Annotated in this window: 14 protein-coding genes and 1 tRNA gene; 12 read left to right on the top strand and 3 right to left on the bottom strand. The window is 26.7% G+C overall.

Annotation, left to right across the window (positions count from 1 at the left end; translation table 11 throughout):
- Nucleotides 1-28 precede the first annotated feature (28 nt).
- A tRNA-Arg gene (locus tag C4S76_RS08745) sits at nt 29-100 on the top strand.
- Nucleotides 101-212: 112 nt separating this feature from the next.
- Here C4S76_RS08745 and C4S76_RS08750 read toward each other — a convergent pair.
- The gene (locus C4S76_RS08750) at nt 213-524 is read right to left on the bottom strand and encodes a TM2 domain-containing protein (RefSeq protein ID WP_105194088.1); all 312 of its coding nucleotides are present in this window, start codon (nt 522-524) and stop codon (nt 213-215) included.
- 113 nt (nt 525-637) lie between these two features.
- On the opposite strand from C4S76_RS08750, the gene lpdA reads away from it, so the two are divergent.
- The 8 genes from lpdA (at nt 638) to rimO (ending at nt 12,370) form a co-directional block, all read left to right on the top strand.
- Nucleotides 638-2,026 (top strand): dihydrolipoyl dehydrogenase, encoded by a 1,389-nt coding sequence (gene lpdA / locus C4S76_RS08755; RefSeq protein WP_105194089.1) that lies wholly within the window; start codon nt 638-640, stop codon nt 2,024-2,026.
- A 451-nt stretch (nt 2,027-2,477) separates the two neighbouring features.
- Complete coding sequence (locus C4S76_RS08760) at nt 2,478-3,167, top strand: aspartate/glutamate racemase family protein (protein WP_105194090.1); 690 nt, start codon at nt 2,478-2,480, stop codon at nt 3,165-3,167.
- 231 nt (nt 3,168-3,398) lie between these two features.
- Entirely contained in the window at nt 3,399-5,189 is a 1,791-nt protein-coding gene (locus C4S76_RS08765; RefSeq protein ID WP_105194091.1) for a hypothetical protein, read from the top strand.
- A gap of 70 nt (nt 5,190-5,259) precedes the next feature.
- Complete coding sequence (locus C4S76_RS08770) at nt 5,260-6,597, top strand: peptidylprolyl isomerase (RefSeq protein ID WP_105194092.1); 1,338 nt, start codon at nt 5,260-5,262, stop codon at nt 6,595-6,597.
- Between the two features lie 167 nt (nt 6,598-6,764).
- Nucleotides 6,765-8,672 carry a T9SS type A sorting domain-containing protein gene (locus C4S76_RS08775; RefSeq protein ID WP_105194093.1) on the top strand — a complete coding sequence of 636 codons (1,908 nt, stop codon included), beginning with the start codon at nt 6,765-6,767 and terminating at the stop codon, nt 8,670-8,672.
- A 105-nt stretch (nt 8,673-8,777) separates the two neighbouring features.
- Nucleotides 8,778-9,944 carry a THUMP domain-containing class I SAM-dependent RNA methyltransferase gene (locus C4S76_RS08780; RefSeq protein WP_105194094.1) on the top strand — a complete coding sequence of 389 codons (1,167 nt, stop codon included), beginning with the start codon at nt 8,778-8,780 and terminating at the stop codon, nt 9,942-9,944.
- A gap of 112 nt (nt 9,945-10,056) precedes the next feature.
- On the top strand, nt 10,057-11,019 hold the full coding sequence (locus tag C4S76_RS08785) for a hypothetical protein (protein ID WP_105194095.1): 963 nt from the start codon (nt 10,057-10,059) through the stop codon (nt 11,017-11,019).
- Between the two features lie 49 nt (nt 11,020-11,068).
- On the top strand, nt 11,069-12,370 hold the full coding sequence (gene rimO / locus C4S76_RS08790) for a 30S ribosomal protein S12 methylthiotransferase RimO (protein ID WP_105194096.1): 1,302 nt from the start codon (nt 11,069-11,071) through the stop codon (nt 12,368-12,370).
- A gap of 97 nt (nt 12,371-12,467) precedes the next feature.
- Here the strand turns inward: rimO and C4S76_RS08795 are convergent, their stop codons facing one another.
- Nucleotides 12,468-12,968, bottom strand: a complete 501-nt coding sequence (locus C4S76_RS08795; protein WP_221405006.1) for a septal ring lytic transglycosylase RlpA family protein — start codon at nt 12,966-12,968, stop codon at nt 12,468-12,470.
- 281 nt (nt 12,969-13,249) lie between these two features.
- Here C4S76_RS08795 and C4S76_RS08800 point away from each other — a divergent pair, with 281 nt between their 5' ends.
- Both C4S76_RS08800 and alaS read left to right on the top strand, forming a co-directional pair.
- On the top strand, nt 13,250-13,765 hold the full coding sequence (locus C4S76_RS08800) for a hypothetical protein (RefSeq protein WP_105194098.1): 516 nt from the start codon (nt 13,250-13,252) through the stop codon (nt 13,763-13,765).
- Between the two features lie 50 nt (nt 13,766-13,815).
- Nucleotides 13,816-16,422 (top strand): alanine--tRNA ligase, encoded by a 2,607-nt coding sequence (alaS, locus tag C4S76_RS08805; RefSeq protein ID WP_105194134.1) that lies wholly within the window; start codon nt 13,816-13,818, stop codon nt 16,420-16,422.
- A gap of 45 nt (nt 16,423-16,467) precedes the next feature.
- Here alaS and C4S76_RS08810 read toward each other — a convergent pair whose 3' ends face one another.
- Nucleotides 16,468-18,228, bottom strand: coding sequence for an AMP-dependent synthetase/ligase (locus tag C4S76_RS08810; protein ID WP_105194099.1), 1,761 nt, complete (start codon nt 18,226-18,228; stop codon nt 16,468-16,470).
- Between the two features lie 162 nt (nt 18,229-18,390).
- Here C4S76_RS08810 and C4S76_RS08815 point away from each other — a divergent pair, with 162 nt between their 5' ends.
- Entirely contained in the window at nt 18,391-19,902 is a 1,512-nt protein-coding gene (locus C4S76_RS08815) for a GH3 auxin-responsive promoter family protein (protein ID WP_105194100.1), read from the top strand.
- Nucleotides 19,903-20,043: the final 141 nt, after the last annotated feature.

Raw genomic sequence — 20,043 nt, forward strand, 5'->3', positions numbered from 1 at the left:
TTATATTTTTGCAAAGCATTTTAAAAATGGCCTCATAGTTCAATGGATAGAACAAAAGTTTCCTAAACTTTAGATGTGAGTTCGATTCTCGCTGGGGCTACAACTAAAAAAAATCACATATGTTATTATGTGATTTTTTTATTTATCAATAAAGTAACTTTTTTCTAGATATTGTAATGTAGAATATACTTTGAATTCTGAAAAAATGTTTTTTAAAACCAGCCTTTGTGATTCACTTGATAGGTATAATAAAAATCTTCATCGGATTTTGTTAAATAAATTATTCCTTCAATTAGCCCAATAGGTCCCATAATTGCAGAACCTAATCCACAAGTGAGAATGGAAACTAATAGCATAATAAGACCTTCTTTATTATAGCCTAAAATAAATTTATGAATTCCCAAAGAACCAAAAAGAATCCCTAAAATTCCAGCTATAATTTTTTTATTTTCTTTTTGAGGATTTGAACTTGAAGTAATTCCACTATCGGAATCTGTATTCTGAGGATAATTTGTTTGCTCCATTTTTTAAGTTTAATTTTATGACAAAAATAAGATAAAATTTTTTATTTGAATCTTATTCAGAACTATTTTTTTATAAAAAAGTAGTATTTTTGTTATCTAAAAATATTTGACAAATGAATTATGATATTATAGTTATTGGTAGCGGTCCAGGGGGATATGTTACGGCTATTAGAGCATCACAATTAGGTTTTAAAACAGCAGTAGTAGAACGTGAAAAATTAGGAGGCATTTGTTTAAATTGGGGATGTATACCAACTAAAGCATTACTTAAAAGTGCTCACGTATTTGATTATATTAATCATGCAGAAGATTTCGGATTAAATAAATCGGAAGCTACTTTTGATTTTGCCAATATTATAAAAAGAAGTAGAGGAGTATCTGATAAGATGAATAAAGGAGTAGCTTTTTTAATGAAAAAAAATAAGATAGATGTTATTACAGGAAATGCGAAAGTAAAAACAGGTAAGAAAATAGAAGTAACAAATGCAGAAGGAAAAATTACAGAATATTCTGCTCAACATATAATAATTGCTACCGGCGCAAGGTCTAGAGAGTTACCTAATTTACCACAGGATGGTAAAAAAATTATTGGATATAGAGAAGCATTAACACTTAGCCAACAACCTAAATCTATGATTGTGGTAGGTTCAGGGGCCATAGGTATTGAATTTGCTTATTTTTATTCAACTATGGGCACCCAAGTAAAAGTAGTTGAATTTATGCCAAATATTGTTCCTGTGGAAGATGAAGAAACATCTAAACATTTAGAAAAATCATTAAAAAAACATGGAATAGAGATAATGACCAATGCTTCTGTAGAAAAAGTGGATACAACAGGAGAGGGTGTAAAAGCATTCGTGAAAACATCTTCAGGAGAAGTTACACTTGAAGCCGATATTTTACTATCAGCCGTAGGAATCTCTGCAAATATTGAAAATCTAGGCTTAGAAGATGTAGGGGTTGCAACAGATAAAGGTAGAATTTTAGTAGATGATTATTATAGAACTAATGTATCTGGCTATTATGCTATAGGAGATGTTATACCAGGCCCTGCACTTGCACATGTAGCATCGGCAGAAGGAATTCTTTGTGTTGAAAAAATAAAAGGGATAAATGTAGAACCTATAAATTATGAAAATATTCCGGGATGCACATATTGCTCTCCGGAAATAGCATCTGTTGGATTGACAGAGAAAAAAGCAAAAGAAGCAGGTTATGAATTAAAAATCGGTAAATTTCCTTTTGCTGCCTCGGGAAAAGCTACAGCTAACGGAGATGTAGACGGATTTATTAAGGTAATTTATGATGCTAAATATGGTGAGTTATTAGGATGCCACATGGTAGGAAATGGTGTAACGGATATGATTGCAGAGGCTGTAGCCGTAAGACGTTTGGAATCTACAGCTCATGAAATTTTAACTACTATACATCCACATCCTACATTATCAGAAGCATTTAAAGGAGCTACCGAAGATGCTTATGGAGAAGCTATAGACTTATAATTTTATCGAAATATTATTACAAAAAGGAAAACTAAATTATAGTTTTCCTTTTTTTTATAAAAAATAAATATAATGAGACTTTTTTATGCTAAATTTATAAAAAATCCTATTATTGAATTTAGTATTAATTATACTAGTAATTATTATAGCAAACAAAAAAAGAGATCATTAATTAAACTAATATCTTATATTATAAATAAGATTCATTATTAAATTTAAATTTCCCATCATAAGAATAATAGAATGAATATTATAACAACATCTTTTATAAATTTTTCATAAAAAATAAATATTATTATTATTATTATTATTATTATTACAATTTTTTAAATTAAAAAAATAGATTAATTAAAGGTAATGAAATGATTATAAAATTAAATAACTATTCTCTCGTTATAATTTTATAGATGTATTATAATATTACAAAAAATAAAAAAGAAGATTTTTTAATATGAGAACAATTGGTTTAATTGGAGGAATGAGTTGGGAGAGTACAGTAACATACTATCAAACTATTAATCAGGTTGTGAAAAAACAATTAGGAGGATTACATTCAGCCCAATGTATTTTGTATAGTGTTGATTTTCATGAAATAGAATATTGTCAATCTAATAATAATTGGAAAAAAAGTGCTGATATTTTAATTCAAGCAGCACTTAGCTTACAAAAAGCAGGGGCAGATTTTATTGTTATTTGTACAAATACTATGCATAAAGTTGTGCCCGACATGCTTCCATATCTTAATATACCTATTTTACATATTGCTGAAATGACAGTTAAAGCTTTAAAAAATAAAAATATTAAAAAAGTTGCTTTATTAGGCACTTGTTACACTATGGAGCAAGATTTTTATAAAAAGGTTATAATTGATCATGGAATTGATGTTTTGATACCAGAAAAACAAGATCGACGGAAAATTAATGATATAATTTTTAAGGAATTATGTTTGGGTATTATTAAATCGAATTCTAAAAAAATCTGTTTAGATATTATAAATAAACTTTGCAATTTAGGTATTCAAGGTGTTATTTTAGGATGTACAGAAATTGGTTTATTGATCCAACAAAATGATACAATGATTCCTTTATTTGATACTACTTTAATACATGCACAGGAAGCAGCAATTAGATCTTTAAAATAAATTAACATACATTATTTATTATAAATGGATAACTAAAAGAACATATAATTTTGAATCATTATGATATGTTAAATTTTTTCAAGAATTTTCTTAAGATTTATCTCACTTTTTATCCATAGAAAAACAAATAAATTCTTTATAATTTTGTGAAAAATCTTCAGAGTGAAAAAACTAATAATTTTATATTTTATTTTTTTTAGTAGTCAAATACATTACTGTCAATCAATATTAATGACTATTAATAAAGATACTATTTATACAGATTATTTTGAGAAAACTCAAAATAATAATTTAAAACAAATAGGCGTCAAGGAATCTATAAAAAACTTTATTGATTTTAATTTATTAAAACAATATTCTATTCAAAAAAGAATAAATAATTCTACTGAATACTTATTACAGCTTAAAAAAGAATCAGAAAAGTTTAAAGATAGCATTTACTATTCTCAAGAAATAGTAGAACCACTTTTAAGAGATTATTATAAAAAATTAAAAACAGAAAGGAAAGTACAATTATTACTTTTAAAAAAAGAATTATTAAATGAAAAAAATATTGATAAATATATTAATACTTTATTGAAACAAATAAATAATAACATATATATTTTTGAGAAGGAAGTAGAAAAATATTCAACAATACAAAAATATAAAAAACCAGTTTATATAGATGTTTTTTCACTTGAAAAACCTTTAATGGACGCAATTTATAATGCTCCTTTAAATCATACGACAATATTTAAAGCAATAGATGGAAAAATATATTTTATTTTGGTAAGTGAGGAGAGGCAATATTTAGGAAATGTTGTATTAGATGAAATATATATTAATAATTCATCTGAGAATGGCAAAAATGAGGCAGATCTAATATACAGCAAAATTAAAAATCCAGAAGATTTTTTAGAAGCCAAAAACAAATATTCAAAACATACGGATAAAGAAAATAGTTTTTATACAGATATAAACAATGATACTCTATATAATTATGTGAAAAATGTTAATGAACCTACAGTTTTTCCTCCAATAAAAACTAATGACGGTTTTAAAATATACAAATATATTTTTAGGGATAATTTTGAGGATTATAATACTTCAAAAAATAGAATTTTTGAAAATTTAAAAAAAACCATTGAAGTAAATACTTTAAATGATCATTTAATTCAAGAATTAAAACAAAAATCCTTTTTTAAAGAAGATATTTATAATATAAAAAAATTTCAAGAATCACTTCCAGGAACTTACGAGAATTTTCAAAAAATGGAATTAGAAAATGAAAAAATTTTAGTATTAATTGGGAATGATATTAAATTAACAGATAAAGAATTATTAAAGCATTTAAAACAAATTTCTAAAGAACAATATCCCAATATAGTCAATTTCAGTCAATATATTCTCAACGAATGGGAAAATCAGGCAATAATTAATTATTATAACTCACATTTTTATGAAATAGATAGAAATAAAGAATTCTATAATAATTTAGAAAATCAATTATTAATTAAATTTGCCTTAAAAAATATTACCAAAGATGCTCAAGCAGATATTGAAGGGCAACAGGAATTTCTAAAAACACATTCCGATAGATTAATTTGGAAAGAAAGAATACAAGGAACCTTATATTATTGCTTAAATTCTGAGGTAGAGAAAATAGTATTACAAATGTTAAATGCTGGAAAATCCACTCAGGAAATAGGTAATTACTTTAAAGGAAAAACAGATTCTGAAAAAAATGTATTGTTGATCATAAATCAAGGGAAATATACACGAGAATCGGTTAATTTACCCACAGAAGAGAAACTGTTAAAAAAAATCTATACTACAGATTACAAGACCGGAAAATTAATTATATATATAAATAATATAATTAAAAATGATAAAATGACTCTTAAAGAACTACAAACCATGTTTATTAATGAATATATAGATTATAAAATTGATACAGTTATGCAACAATTAAAAAATGAAGTAGTAATTCATATAGATAATTTACAGGAAGATTATTTAATAAGAAAATATGGATTATAATTGAAAAAACTATAGAATTTGAGGAAACTGAGAAAAAGAAGTTTAAATTTGTAAAATATTAAAACTTGATATGAATAAAATACTAATATTAATAACTTTTTTAATAACAACTTTGAGTGTAGCTCAGGAAAGGAAAATTGATGGAATTGTAGCTGTAGTAGGGGATGAAATTATTACAGAATCAGATATAAACGACGCTGAAAACTATGCCCGTTCAGAAGGACAAACAGTAACGGACAAATGCAGTTTTGTAGAAACCATGATGAAAGAAAAACTTATTTTATACAAAGCTAAACAAGATACACTTATCACGGTCGGGAATGATGAAGTTTCTAGGGAAGTAGATTCGCGGTTAGATGGTTATAGAAATTATTTCGGATCAGATCAAAATGTTTTGACAAATTTTAAGTTCAAAACTATGGGAGAACTAAAAAATGTGCTAGAAACAATGATTAAAAATCAAATGTATACACAAAGGAAAATGGCTAGTATAACCCATAATATAGATGTTTCTCCGGAATACCTTAAAGATTTTTATAATACTCATCAAGAAGAATTTCCGCATCTAAATGAAGAAATTGAATATGCACAAATTTTTCTTTATCCAGAATTGTCTCAAGATCATAAAAAAGAGCTCATCGATCAATTAAATGATATAAAAAAACAAATACAAGAAGGAGCCAGTTTTGCCGATATGGCTAAAAAATATTCACAAGATCCCGGATCAGCAGAAAATGGTGGTTTGATTATGAATGTCAAAAGAGGGCAAATGGTAAAGGAGTTTGATGCTGTAGCATTTGGTTTAGAAGAAGGACAAATTTCTGATCCGTTTGAAACAGAATACGGATATCATATTATATATTTACAAAAAAGAAAAGGACAAATTTTAGATCTAAGACATATTTTATTAGCAGCAGTTCCTAATAAAGAAGAAATTAATGCTGCTATCAAAAAATTAGAAGGAATTAAAGATGAAATTAAATCAGAAAAAATAACCTTTAGTGCTGCTGCCTTAAAATATTCAGATGATAAGTACACTAAATATAACGGAGGCGTTTTGTCAAATTCGCAAACAGGAGATAATAGATTTGAAAAAATAAAATTACCAACAAAAATTTTATATAATCTTTCAGGTCTAGGAAAAGGAGATTTGTCTGAAGTTTTTGAAGATAAAGATAACAATAGAACTGTTGTAAAATTATTAAAAATAACAGATGTTATACCGGCTCATAAAATGAATTTAGAAATTGACTATAATAGAATTAAAAATTTTGCACAAAGAACTAAAGAAAACGATATTATAGAAAAATGGGTTGAAAATCAAATACCTACAACTTTTATTACTGTTCAAAATGAATATAAAAAATGTAATTTTTCTATAGATTGGTTGCAAATTAAAAAGAAATAGACAATATAATAAATTAAAACAAAAGATCCTGCATATTGCAGGATCTTTTTTATTATTAAAATAATTTTTTTATATTAATATGACATATATCTTGTCTTGTTATATTGAATTTAAAGATAAATAATATATATTTGATAGATAATTTAAACTATCAAAACAAAATATTTATGAAAAATTCTTTATTATTTATTGCAATATTAATGACTTTTCATTTCATGAAAGGTCAGAGAGAAAATGAAATTCTAAATTTAGAATTTCGAAATGAAAATGTTACTGCCAATTACAAAGCATTTAAAATTGGAGAATACTATTGGATGTCTGAGAACTTCAATAATCCTAAATTTAATACGGCAACACAAGAACAGTTAACCAAGCATATGAGTGTTTGGGGAGTACCTTATAATGTTTCCATTAATGATTATAATAAATATTATGGAGAATATTATGGTTTAGGATGGGAACCCAAAGGGAAGATGTACGAAAATAATCAATTAAATTCAGGCTGGGTATTGCCTGGTATAGCAGAGTTTGATCAGTTATTAGCAATGTGCGGTACTGGTTCTTATAAAGATATAAAAGAATATTTAGGAGCTAAAACTAATGATAACCCAGCCGCTGTAAATTTAGAAAGTGGAGATATAGATAATGGTCATTGGTTTGCCCCCAATAAAAATGTTTATGGGTTTGGTTTAATGCCTGGCGGTGGAAGAATAAATGGACCTTGGGAAGGTTTATTAGAAGGAGATTTCTATGGGTTATATAAGCAAGCAAGATTACGTTTAAATACAGGTGGATTAATAGTTTTTGATAATTTAACCCATAAGGTAGTTTACGAACCGGCATTATATCATTGGCTTAATGTTAGATGGACAAAGCGAATACCAGATGAAGTATTAGGTTATAAACTTTATATTAAAGATTCTGATTTTAATAAATATAAGGATTCGGGGTTAATTGTTAATTTTGATATATCTACAGTAAATATAAAAAAATTAGGATTACAGGAGGTGCCACCAGCTGGATTTTTAGAATTACCTAATGGTTGGATAAGAGGTTTTTATGTTCAAAAAAATGGTACAGATCCTGCTCTACCCCAAATAGTCTCTCACTTACAAATAATAAAAAAAGATAATAAATATATTTTTAAAGAAAAAGATAGCATTGAAATTTATTTAAGAACAAGTGAATCCAATAATAAAAATATAAATTTTGGATTATATAATCCTAAAGATGGAAGTTTTAGAGAACCTTTAAACATAATTTCTCAAGATGGATTTATTTATACTTGTCAGTTACCGGAAAATTATATAGGTAACTTTATGTTAGTTCCTTATATAGTACAACAAAATGGAGAAAAAAATATAGTAAAAAGAGCACCATCAAGTCCTTGGATAGATCGATTACCTCTGACAATACAGTATAAAATTAATACAAAAAAGTATATTCCATCCGAAGCATTTCAAGTTACCAGTTATATGCAGTTAAATATCAAAGAAAACGGATCTAATATGGTAAATAAAATATTCCAGGTAGATATAGAAAAAAACTTTATGGTATCTATGCCAACAAGTAATCAGGAAATATCTAAAATTGGTTTGTTCTATTCGAATGGAGATTTTTATACAAATATAACAACCAGTAGAAAAGGAGCTGTATATACATGTAAAATACCTAATACAGTGCAAGACGGAACTTATGTCATTATGCCTTATACAAAAGAAAATAAAGAAATAAAAGTAATAGAAAGGACAAATGATAAATATTATATGGATAGATTACCTTTAGTAGTATTAGAGGAAGATATTTGGGGAGAAGATTCAAGCTTAGCTTCCTTATCACAGAAAAATAAAGAAAATCTTATTCCATATGTGAAAGATAATAACCTATATATAAAAGGATTAATATATCCAGCAACTATTTCTATATATAATTTAAATGGAAATAAACTAAAATCTCAGAAAAATATTACACAAGATACAGGAACAGCCATTTACAATTTAAAAACAGGAGTTTATATAATACAATTAATTTCAGAACAAGGAAAAGTAAAAAATTTAAAATTTATAAAAGAATAATTTATACAAATTAATAATAAAAGAGGCTATCTAAATTTAGATAACCTCTTTTATTATTTATAAATCTAACACTTTTCTTTATTTTTGCCAAAGAAATACAATATCATGGATTTTGATCAGGAATCTTTTCAAATGCAGGCTAAAACCTTTTTCGGGTTAGAAGATATATTAGCACGGGAACTAAAACAATTAGGAGCCTCAAAAATAAAAATAAAAAACAGAGCTGTAGAATTCTACGGAGATTTGGGCTTTTTATATAAAGCTAATTATTCTCTTCGTACGGCACTTAAAATTTTATTGCCTATACATTCATTCCGAGCTAAAAACGAAATAATTTTTGAAAAAGAACTTATTAATTTTCCTTGGGAGAAATATATCTATAACTCCCAAAGCTTTGCTATAGATACAACTGTGTATTCGGAATATTTTAGTCATTCTCAATACATTGCACTAAAAATGAAAGATACAATAGTTGATAGATTCAGAAAAAAATTTGGTAAAAGGCCCGATGTCGATACAAAAGATCCCGATATAAAATTTCATTTATATATAACAAATGATGAGGTAACTATTTCTTTAGACAGTAGTGGAGAGCCGTTATTTAAAAGAGGATATAGAAAAGCTCATTTTGAAGCTCCTATTAATGAAGTTTTAGCAGCAGGTTTATTAAATATAGCAGGCTGGGAAGGAAAAGGAAATTTATTAGATCCTATGTGTGGTTCAGGAACATTGTTAATAGAAGCTGCAATGATGGCACTAAATATCCCCCCGCAATTATATAGAAAACATTTTAGTTTTATGAACTGGGCTAATTTTAATTTATCACTATATGATAAAATAAAAGAAACAAGAATTAACAGAATTAGTGAATTTAATGGGAAAATTGTAGGATACGATATATCACAAAATGCTATAAATTCCGCAATGTCTAATATAGAAGCAGCTGATTTAACTGAATTTATAGAAGTCAAAAATCAGGACTTTTTTCAATCTGAAAAAGATATGTTCCCTGTTTTAGTCATATTCAATCCTCCTTATAATGAGAGATTAACAATACAAGAAGAAGATTTTTATAAAAAAATAGGAGATACATTAAAAAAAGCATATAAAAATACATTAGCTTGGTTTATAACTTCTGATATAGATGCATTTAAAAAAGTCGGATTGCGACCTTCCAGAAAAATAAAACTTTTTAATGGGAAACTTGAATGTCGTTTTTTTCAATATGATATATATGAAGGAACAAAGAAAATACATAAAAATATAATATAATTTTTTGAAAAATAAAATGTATATTTTATTACAAATAAATAAACTATGAAAACGTATATTTGTAAATAGATTAAAATTATAAGTGTATTTTTCAAGTTAAACGATAATTTTTATGAAAGTAGCCTTAATATCTTTAGACTATTATGGATATGATAAGTATATTGTTTCAGCGATGAAAAACTTGGGGATTGAAACGATCCATATAGATATTTATGCAAATAGATATATATATCCAAATTTATGGGTTAGATTTAAAAATCTTTTAAATAAAACTTTTTTCGAATCTAATATTAAAAGACAACATTTAGATAGGTTGATTCATAAAGAATTGTCACCATTGGGTATTTTTGATAAAATAATTATTATTCATGCAGAATGGTTATCTTCCGAAACATTGTTGTTCTGTCAAACTGTCTGTAAAAAAATGATTGCATATCATTATGATGGAATACAAAGAATGCCAGCTATATCCAATACATTTAATTATTTTGATAAAATTTACAGTTATGATAAACAAGATGTTGAAAAATATAATTTAGAGTTTATACCTAATTTTATTTACGAAGAAGATACTCAAAAAAAAGATAATATTTTACCTAAAGCATTTAATATTTCTTCTTTGGATCAACGAACTATCATTTTAGAAAAAATAGCTAAAGTTTTACAAGAAAAAAAATTTCCTTATGATTTTTATGTAGTGAATAGAAGACAAATAAATTTTTATATACCAAAAATTAAAACAAAAATAAAATACTTGAATCATATGATTTCAAGGGAAGAATCTTTAAAAAAAATAAAAGATTCAACTATTATGATTGACGTACAAAGACCCGAACAAGAAGGACTCACATTTAGAGTTTTCGAAGCTCTGGGATATAGAAAAAAACTTATCACCACAAATAAAGATATTGTAAATTATGATTTTTATAATCCTAACAATATATTATTATTAGATCCCGATAATATAGAAATATCAGATAGTTTCCTAAATTCAAAATATCAAGAAGTACCCAAAGAAATTATTGAAAAATATCAAATTAAAAATTGGGTAAAAAAAATATTAGAAATTAATTAATATTCTAACTTCTTTTCCTTTAAAATTTAAAAATAAGTAAACTAGAAAAATGCGCACCAAATCAATTGGAAAGAAAAAAATAAATATAATTACATTAGGATGCTCTAAAAACATCTATGATTCAGAAATATTGATGAATCAGTTAAAAGCAAATGGTAAAGAAGTTGTACATGAAAAAAAAGGAGATATTGTAGTAATAAATACTTGTGGTTTTATAGAAAATGCAAAAGAAGAAAGCATTACAACTATTTTAGAATGTATAGAACAAAAAAAACAGGGATTAATAGAAAAAGTATTTGTCACCGGATGTTTATCTGAAAGATATAAACCAGATCTTCAGAAAGAAATACCAGATGTAGATACATATTTCGGAACTCGTGAATTACCTTTATTACTTAAAGCTTTAGGAGCAGATTATAAACATGAACTAGTAGGAGAAAGATTAGTTACAACACCAAGACATTATGCATATCTTAAAATTTCAGAAGGATGTGATAGGCCTTGCAGTTTTTGTGCTATTCCTCTTATAAGAGGGCGTCATGTTTCAACTCCTATACCTGAACTCATTTCAGAGGCCAAAGCTTTGGCTAAAGGAGGTACTAAAGAATTGATCCTAATAGCACAGGATCTTACATATTATGGTTTAGATATCTATAAAAAAAGAGCATTAGGAGATTTATTACGAGAATTAGTAAAAATAAAAGACATAGAATGGATTCGTTTACATTATGCTTTTCCAACAGGTTTTCCTGAAGATGTTTTAAATATAATGAAAGAAGAACCTAAAATTTGTAATTATATAGACATTCCTCTTCAACATATATCAAACAATATACTCAAATCAATGAAACGAGGGACTACTAAAGAAAAAACAAATAAACTCTTGCTAGAATTCAGGAATCGTATTCCCAATATGGCTATAAGAACATCTTTAATAGTAGGTTATCCAGGAGAAACACGTAAGGAATTTGAGGAATTAAAAACTTGGATTACAGAACAAAGATTTGAACGTCTGGGATGTTTTACCTATTCTCATGAAGAAAATACTTCTGCTTATTCTTTGAAAGATGATATTTCTGATGAAGAGAAAAATGAAAGAGTTAATGAAATTATGGAAATACAATCTCAAATATCTTGGGAATTAAATCAAGAAAAAATAGGAAAAATATTTAAATGTATAATAGATAGAAGAGAAGGAGATTATTTTATAGGAAGAACAGAATATGATTCTCCCGATGTAGATAATGAAGTATTAATAAAAGAAGAAAATCTTAACTTATCCTTGGGTGAATTTGTAAACGTAAAAATTAAAAAAGCAGAAGAATTTGATCTATATGGAGAGGTAGTATAAAATAAAATTAATTAGATTATTTATTAAGAATAAAAAAGCTTCTGAAATATTATTCAGAAGCTTTTTATCTATTTATCAAAATTATAACAATTATTTTTTACAAGATTTCATAAGTAACATTCAATACTCCCGACCCTAAATTTGCTAATTCTTTAAAAGCAGCTTGACTTAAATCAAATTCTCTTTTTGGAGAAAGAGGTCCGCGATCTGTAATTCTAACAATAACCTCTTTTCCATTTTTTGGATTTCTTATTTTTACCTTTGTTCCAAAAGGTAGAGTTTTATGTGCAGCTGTTAAATCGTTCATATCAAATTTTTCGCCACTAGAAGTATATCTTCCTTGAAATTTTTTTCCATACCAAGAGATTACACCTTTATTAGATAATTCACTTTTTTCTTCAACGTGATTTTCTATTTTTTTATTTGATACTTCTAGAGTATTATATTTAAGTGAATTTAATTCTAAACTTAAAGAATCTTCATTTACGTAAGTAAATGAGCTTTCTTTTTTATTAGACTCTAAAATTTTATTATTTTTTTGAGTTGCCGTAAATGATAAAGAAACTAAAAATACTAATGCTAATGTTATTTTCTTCATATGTAATTTGTTCATTTGCTTGACAAAAATACGATCACAAAAAAATAAAAATGTGTAATATAAATTGTAAACTCTTTATTAAATCAGATTTTCACTCTTCAATCTGTATAAATAAAGACTTTTATCATTTTAGTTAAAAAAATGTTAAATAAAATAATAATTGTTAATATTTTTATGTTTATTTACTGATATTATATTTAAAATATTCAATTTCAATAAATTATATATTTTTATGTAAATTTAATAATTATTAAATTTGGATCAATTAATAATAAAAAAATATGAATAAGAAAATACAGAAAGTGCATACTTATTGTTTAAGTATTTTAACACTATTCTTTTTATTTATAAGTTGTGAATCTTTAAAACACAAAAAAAATTTAAAAACAGCAGAGGATTTTTATCAAACTTATGCAGACAGAAAAGATTTAAATAAACTTATGGGCTTTTATTCAGAATTTCCTACATATATAGATGCTGTTCCTCAAATAAACATAAAAGGAAAAGAGAACATACAAAATCAATATAACTGGACAGATCCTTCCTATAAAATACATCCGCAATTTCCCAAAACTGTTAAAATTAATCAGATGATATCTAATGATAGCATAGTTATTGTTAGTGGTATATATAATCCGTATTATTATAACGGTAAGTTAATTAATGAAATGCAGTTTAATAGCTGGTTATATTTTAATAAAGATGGGAAAATAGAAAAACAAGTAGAATGGGTTCAGTATCCAATGGATATATTAGAAGAAATTATAAACATAAAAAAAAGCATGCAAATCAACTAAGTAAAAAAAAAACAATTTCACTACTTTTGTATGCTAAATTAAGTATTAACATGACTTCAAAACAGATAAGACAAAAATTTTTAGAATTTTTTCAATCGAAACAACATACCATAGTACCTTCAGCTCCTATTGTTTTAAAAGATGATCCAACCCTTATGTTTTCAAACTCTGGGATGACACAATTCAAAAACTTTTTTTTAGGATATAAAGATCCGGAAAACAAAAGAGTTGCAGATACTCAAAAATGTTTAAGAGTATCTGGAAAACATAATGATTTAGATGATGTAGGAAAAGATACATACCATCATACAATGTTTGAAATGTTAGGGAATTGGAGTTTTGGAGATTACTTTAAAAAAGAAGCAATTGCTTGGGCTTGGGAACTTTTAACCGAAGTTTATAAAATCCCTAAAGAATATTTATATGTGACTATTTTTGAAGGAGATGATAAGGAAGGTTTAATAAGAGATTCAGAAGCTTTTAATTATTGGAAAGAACATATTTCAGAAGATAGAATTTTATTAGGAAATAAAAAAGATAATTTTTGGGAAATGGGTGATACAGGACCGTGTGGTCCCAGTTCTGAAATTCATGTAGATATAAGATCCAAAGAAGAAAAAGAGAAAATAGACGGAAAAACTCTAGTAAATAAAGATCATCCTCAGGTAATAGAAATATGGAACTTAGTATTTATGGAATTTTTGCGTAAAGCAGATGGTTCTTTAGATAAATTACCAAAGCAAAATGTAGATACGGGGATGGGATTTGAACGATTATGCATGGTTTTACAAGGAAAAATGTCTAATTATGATACTGACGTTTTTACACCATTAATCCAGAAAATAGAAAGCATTTCAGGTTATATATATGGGAATAATGCTGAAAAAGATATAGCGATTAGGGTTATAGTAGACCATGTAAGAGCCATAGCTTTCTCTATTGCAGACGGACAATTACCATCAAATTCCGGAGCAGGTTATGTGATCAGACGTATTTTACGTAGGGCCATAGGATATGCTTTTAGATTTTTAGAAGTTAAAGACCCAATATTATACACATTAATTCCGGTTCTTAAAGAACAGATGGGAGAATTTTTTCCTGAAATTGAAAAGCAAGAGCATTTAATAAAAGAAGTAATAAAAGAAGAGGAAACAAATTTTTTAAAAACCATAGATCAAGGATTAGTAAGATTATCTAATTTTATGAAATCTCATAAAGATTTGAAAATAATTCCTGGAGATGTAATTTTTGAATTATATGATACCTATGGATTTCCTTCAGATTTATCTAGAATAATTGCTGAAGAAAAAGGATTAACTGTAGATGAACAAGGTTTTATTTCAGAAATGAAAAAACAGAAACAAAGGTCTAAATTTGCAAGTACTTTTAAAAATTATGATTGGGTAGTATTAGAAGAAGATCAACAAGAAGAGTTTGTGGGGTATGACTTCATAAAAACTCAGATTAAAATAACTCAATATAGAAAAGTTGAAAATAAAGAAGGAGAATTTTATCAATTAGTATTTCAGGTAACTCCGTTTTATGCTGAAAGTGGAGGGCAGGTTGGAGATACCGGATTTATTGAAAATATCAATGAAAAAATTGAAATATTAAATACAAAAAAAGAAAATAATCTTATAGTACATATAGTAAAAGAGTTACCAAAATATCCTGAGTTTCCATTTCAGGCAATAGTAAATTCTAAAAGACGACAACAGATAACTCAAAATCATTCCGCTACTCATTTGTTACATGAAGCACTTAGAGAAGTATTAGGAAATCATGTAGAACAAAAAGGTTCGTATGTAGGACCAGATTATCTGAGATTTGACTTTTCTCATTTTAATAAAATGACTAAAGAAGAAATAGCTTTAGTAGAGAAAAAAGTTAATATAAAAATTTATGAAAGACTACCTCTGGAAGAAAATAGATCTGTGCCGTTTAAACAAGCTATCGAAATGGGGGCTATGGCATTATTTGGTGAAAAGTATGGAGATGTTGTACGAGTAATTAAATTTGGAGATTCTATAGAGCTTTGTGGAGGTACACATGTTTCTAATACCCAAGATATATTAATATTTAAAATAATGAATGAAACTTCAAGTTCTGCTGGAATTAGAAGAATAGAAGCCATAACAGGGGAAACAGGGTTAAACTTTTTACAAGATCAGTTCAATGAATTTGAAGAATTGAAAAACATTTTAAAAACCAATGAAAATCCCATTAAAGCAGTAGAAAAATTATATTCGGAAAATGAACAACTTAAAAAACAATTAGAACAATATATAAAAGAAAAAGCTGTTCAGGAAAAAGCATTATGGAAAAATGCTATCCAAAAAATTGGAGATATTAATTATTTAGGACTAATAACGAACTTAAATAATTCATCAGTAAAAGATATTATTTTTCAATTAAAGGCAGAAATAAAAAATTTATTCATTATTGTAGGTACCAAAACAAATAACAAACCTACTATATCCGTTGGAATATCTGATGATTTAGTAAAATCAGGTAAATGCCATGCCGGTACAATAGTAAAAGAATTAGCTCAAGAAATAAAAGGGGGAGGAGGAGGCCAGCCTTCCTTTGCTACTGCAGGGGGTAGTGATATAGGTGGATTAGAGAGAGCTATTCAAAAATCAAAAATTTTTTTGTGAAAATTATTAAAATTTAATAAAAAAAGAGGATTATTTCCTCTTTTTTTATTTTTTATACATTTCATCAATAAGTAATTTGTATTTTTCAAGAATTATTTTTCTTCTGACCTTTAAAGTTGCAGTAACTTCTCCTGAATTCATATTGAAATCAGCAGATAATAATTTAAACTTTTTAACTTTTTCAAATTCAGCTAAATGAGATAACAGAGAGTTAATCTTTGTAGAATAAAAATCAATAATTAATTGATTATTAACTAGTTCGTAAAAATATTTAAAGTTTACATTTAAACTTTTAGCATACTTTTCTAAAGTTTCAAAATTGGGAATAATTAGAGCTGTTACATATGGTTTGTTATCTCCAATTAATACAGCCTGTTGAATAAAGTTATCATTAGTAAGAAGGTTTTCAATAAGTTGAGGGGAAATATATTTACCGTTAGAGGTTTTCATTAAATCTTTGATTCGGTCTATAATAATTAAATTACCTTCATTATCAAATTTTCCGGCATCTCCTGTTTTGAACCATCCATCTTTTGTAAAAGCTTTTTTAGTTTCTTCAGGCTTTTTATAATAACCTTTAAATACTCCATATCCTTTAATTAATATTTCATTTTCATCACCAATCTCTATATGGACACCGGTCATAGGTTTTCCGGCAGTTCCATGTTTATAATGAATTAAAGGAAACGCAGCAACTGTTGCTGTAGTTTCAGTAAGCCCATATCCAACGGTTAAATGTACACCTATAGCATCAAAAAATTCAGTAATATTAGGCGTTATGGAAGCCCCCCCAACCGGAATAAACCATAAATTTCCTCCAAGTTGTTTTTTTACCCTTTTAAAAGCCAATTGATCAGCTATATAATATTTAAATAATAAAAATAAAGGTATTTTACGATCATTCCTTTTTAACTCAGATACTTTTGATCCTATGGATATAGACCATTTGAAAAATTTTTGGGCTATTTTAGTGCTATTTTCAATTTTCTCATTGATAGAAATATAAATTTTTTGAAAAAGTCTTGGAACAGAACACATAGCAGTAGGTTGGGCTTCAATCATAAATTGAGCTACCTCTTTAGGATTTTCACAAATGCTAAGTTGTCCACCACAAGAAAGAACAAAAGAACTCCAACATTTTTCAAATACATGGCTTAAAGGTAAAAAGACCAAAGTATTTTCATTTTCGGGATAAATGTTAAAAAATTTGTGATGAGCCTCAAAAACATTTATAAAATTCCCATGTGTTAACATAACCCCTTTAGGTTCTCCTGTTGTCCCGGAAGTATAAATAATAGAAGCTATATCTTCATTTTGTTTTTCAAATATTTCACTTTCAGTAGACTGTGACTTTATAAGGTTGTAAAAATGATATGAAAATTTATTTTGAAGTTCAGTAGAGCTTTTTGCATTAATAATATGTTTTAAAAAATTACTATTAGAATAAATTTCGAGAATATTTTCATATTGTTTCAGTCCACCGGTTAAAATAATTTTAGTTTCCGTTTCATCAAGTATGTACTTAGCCTGAGAAGAGGTCAAAGTAGCAAAAATAGGGATGGTTACAGCTCCAATACTAATAATAGCCATATCCATAATTACCCATTGCGGCATATTATCAGCATAAATAGCTATATTGTCGTTAGGTTTTGCGCCTAGTTCTTTAAGAGCATTAGCTGTTTGCTTGATTAAATCATGAAATTCTTTCCATGAATAACTCTTCCATTTATTATTCTCTTTATACTTCAAAACAGGTTTTGAAGGAAATTTTTTATAATTTTTTAATATAAGTTGTAAGAAATTCATTTCTATTTTTATTAGTTATACTATATAGCATTTGCCTATAATTAGTAAGTACAAAATTAATACTAATCTTGCAAAGATGGTTAAAAAATAGTATTTTGTATATTCTTCATTATTGCATATACAAAGGATTTTGCGTAAATTTAACATTTAAAAATGTAAAAAATGGCATTAGGAATTTTAAATACTTTTATTCAATGGTATATTAAAAAAAGAGTAAAACAAATGGAGGTATTTATGGAAAATCCTATTGATACACAAAAGTCTGTGTTACTAACACTTTTGTATAAAGCTAAAGATACAGAGTATGGAAAAAAATATGGTTTTCAGGATATACATTTATATAATGATTTTAAAAATAAAGTTCCATTAGTTACATATGAAGATTTTGAACCTTACATAACCCGTACCAGAAAAGGAGAAAAAGACATTATTTGGCCGGGACAGATAAACTGGTTTGCTAAATCCTCTGGTACTACCAATGCCAAAAGTAAGTTTATACCAATTACAGAAGATAGTCTTCAAGAGTGCCATTATAAGGCAGGTAAAGATTTATTTTCCATATATGCATATAATAATCCGGCAACAAAAATTTTTGAATGTAAAAATTTAAGGTTAGGAGGAACAAGGGAAGATTATGAAGGATTTGAATCAAAATATGGAGATTTATCGGCAGTTTTAATAGATAATTTACCCTTTTGGGCAGAATGGAAAAGTACGCCCGATAAAGAAGTTTCTTTATTAAAAGATTGGGAAATTAAAATGCCTGCAATTGTAGAACAAGTTGTCAAACAAAATGTAGGAAGTCTTACAGGGGTTCCGTCTTGGATGATGGTTTTATTAAGAAAAGTATTAGAAACTACAGGTAAAAATTATATAGATGAGGTATGGCCTAATGTAGAATGTTTTTTTCATGGAGGAATTAGTTTTGCCCCTTATAAAGAACAATATGCTTCAATATTTTCTAAATCTTTGAATTATTATGAAATATATAATGCTTCAGAAGGATATTTTGCTATGCAAGATACAAATGGATCTAAAGATATGCTTTTGATGTTAGATTATGGAATTTATTATGAATTTATACCTATGGATGAATTTTATTCTACCAAACCCACAATTTTATCTTTAGAGGAAGTAGAATTGCATACCAATTATGCTATCGTAATTACTACAAATGGAGGGTTATGGAGATATATAATTGGAGACACTGTAAAATTTGTGTCCCAAATTCCTTATAGGATTAAAATTACAGGTAGAACGAAATTTTATATAAATGCTTTTGGAGAAGAGTTAATGGTTGAAAATGCAGAAAAAGCACTTAAAGAAGCAGAACAAAAAACACAGGCTATTATATCAGAATACACAGCAGGTCCAATTTTTATGAAAGGAAAGGAAAAGGGGGCTCATGAATGGATTATAGAATTTACCCGACAACCCGATTCCTTAGAAAAATTTACAGAAATTTTAGACAAAGAACTGCAAAAATTAAATTCTGATTATGAGGCTAAACGTTATAATAATATGACTCTTAATATGCCGATAATTCATTCTGCACGTAAAAATTTATTTTATGACTGGATGAAAAAAAGAGGAAAATTAGGAGGGCAAAATAAAGTTCCTAGATTAGCTAATGATAGAGAATATTTAGATTCATTATTGAAAATGGATGTTTAATATTTTAGAAAACTAAATATGCTTATAAATATCTGAAAAAAATTCTTACATTTTTACAGTCTTATCTAAATTTTCTTTCTTTATTAAAAATAAAATTTATTTAGCATATTACACAGTTCAAGTATAGAATTTATTAATTTA

Source organism: Apibacter adventoris, from assembly GCF_002964965.1.
Lineage (GTDB): Bacteria > Bacteroidota > Bacteroidia > Flavobacteriales > Weeksellaceae > Apibacter > Apibacter adventoris.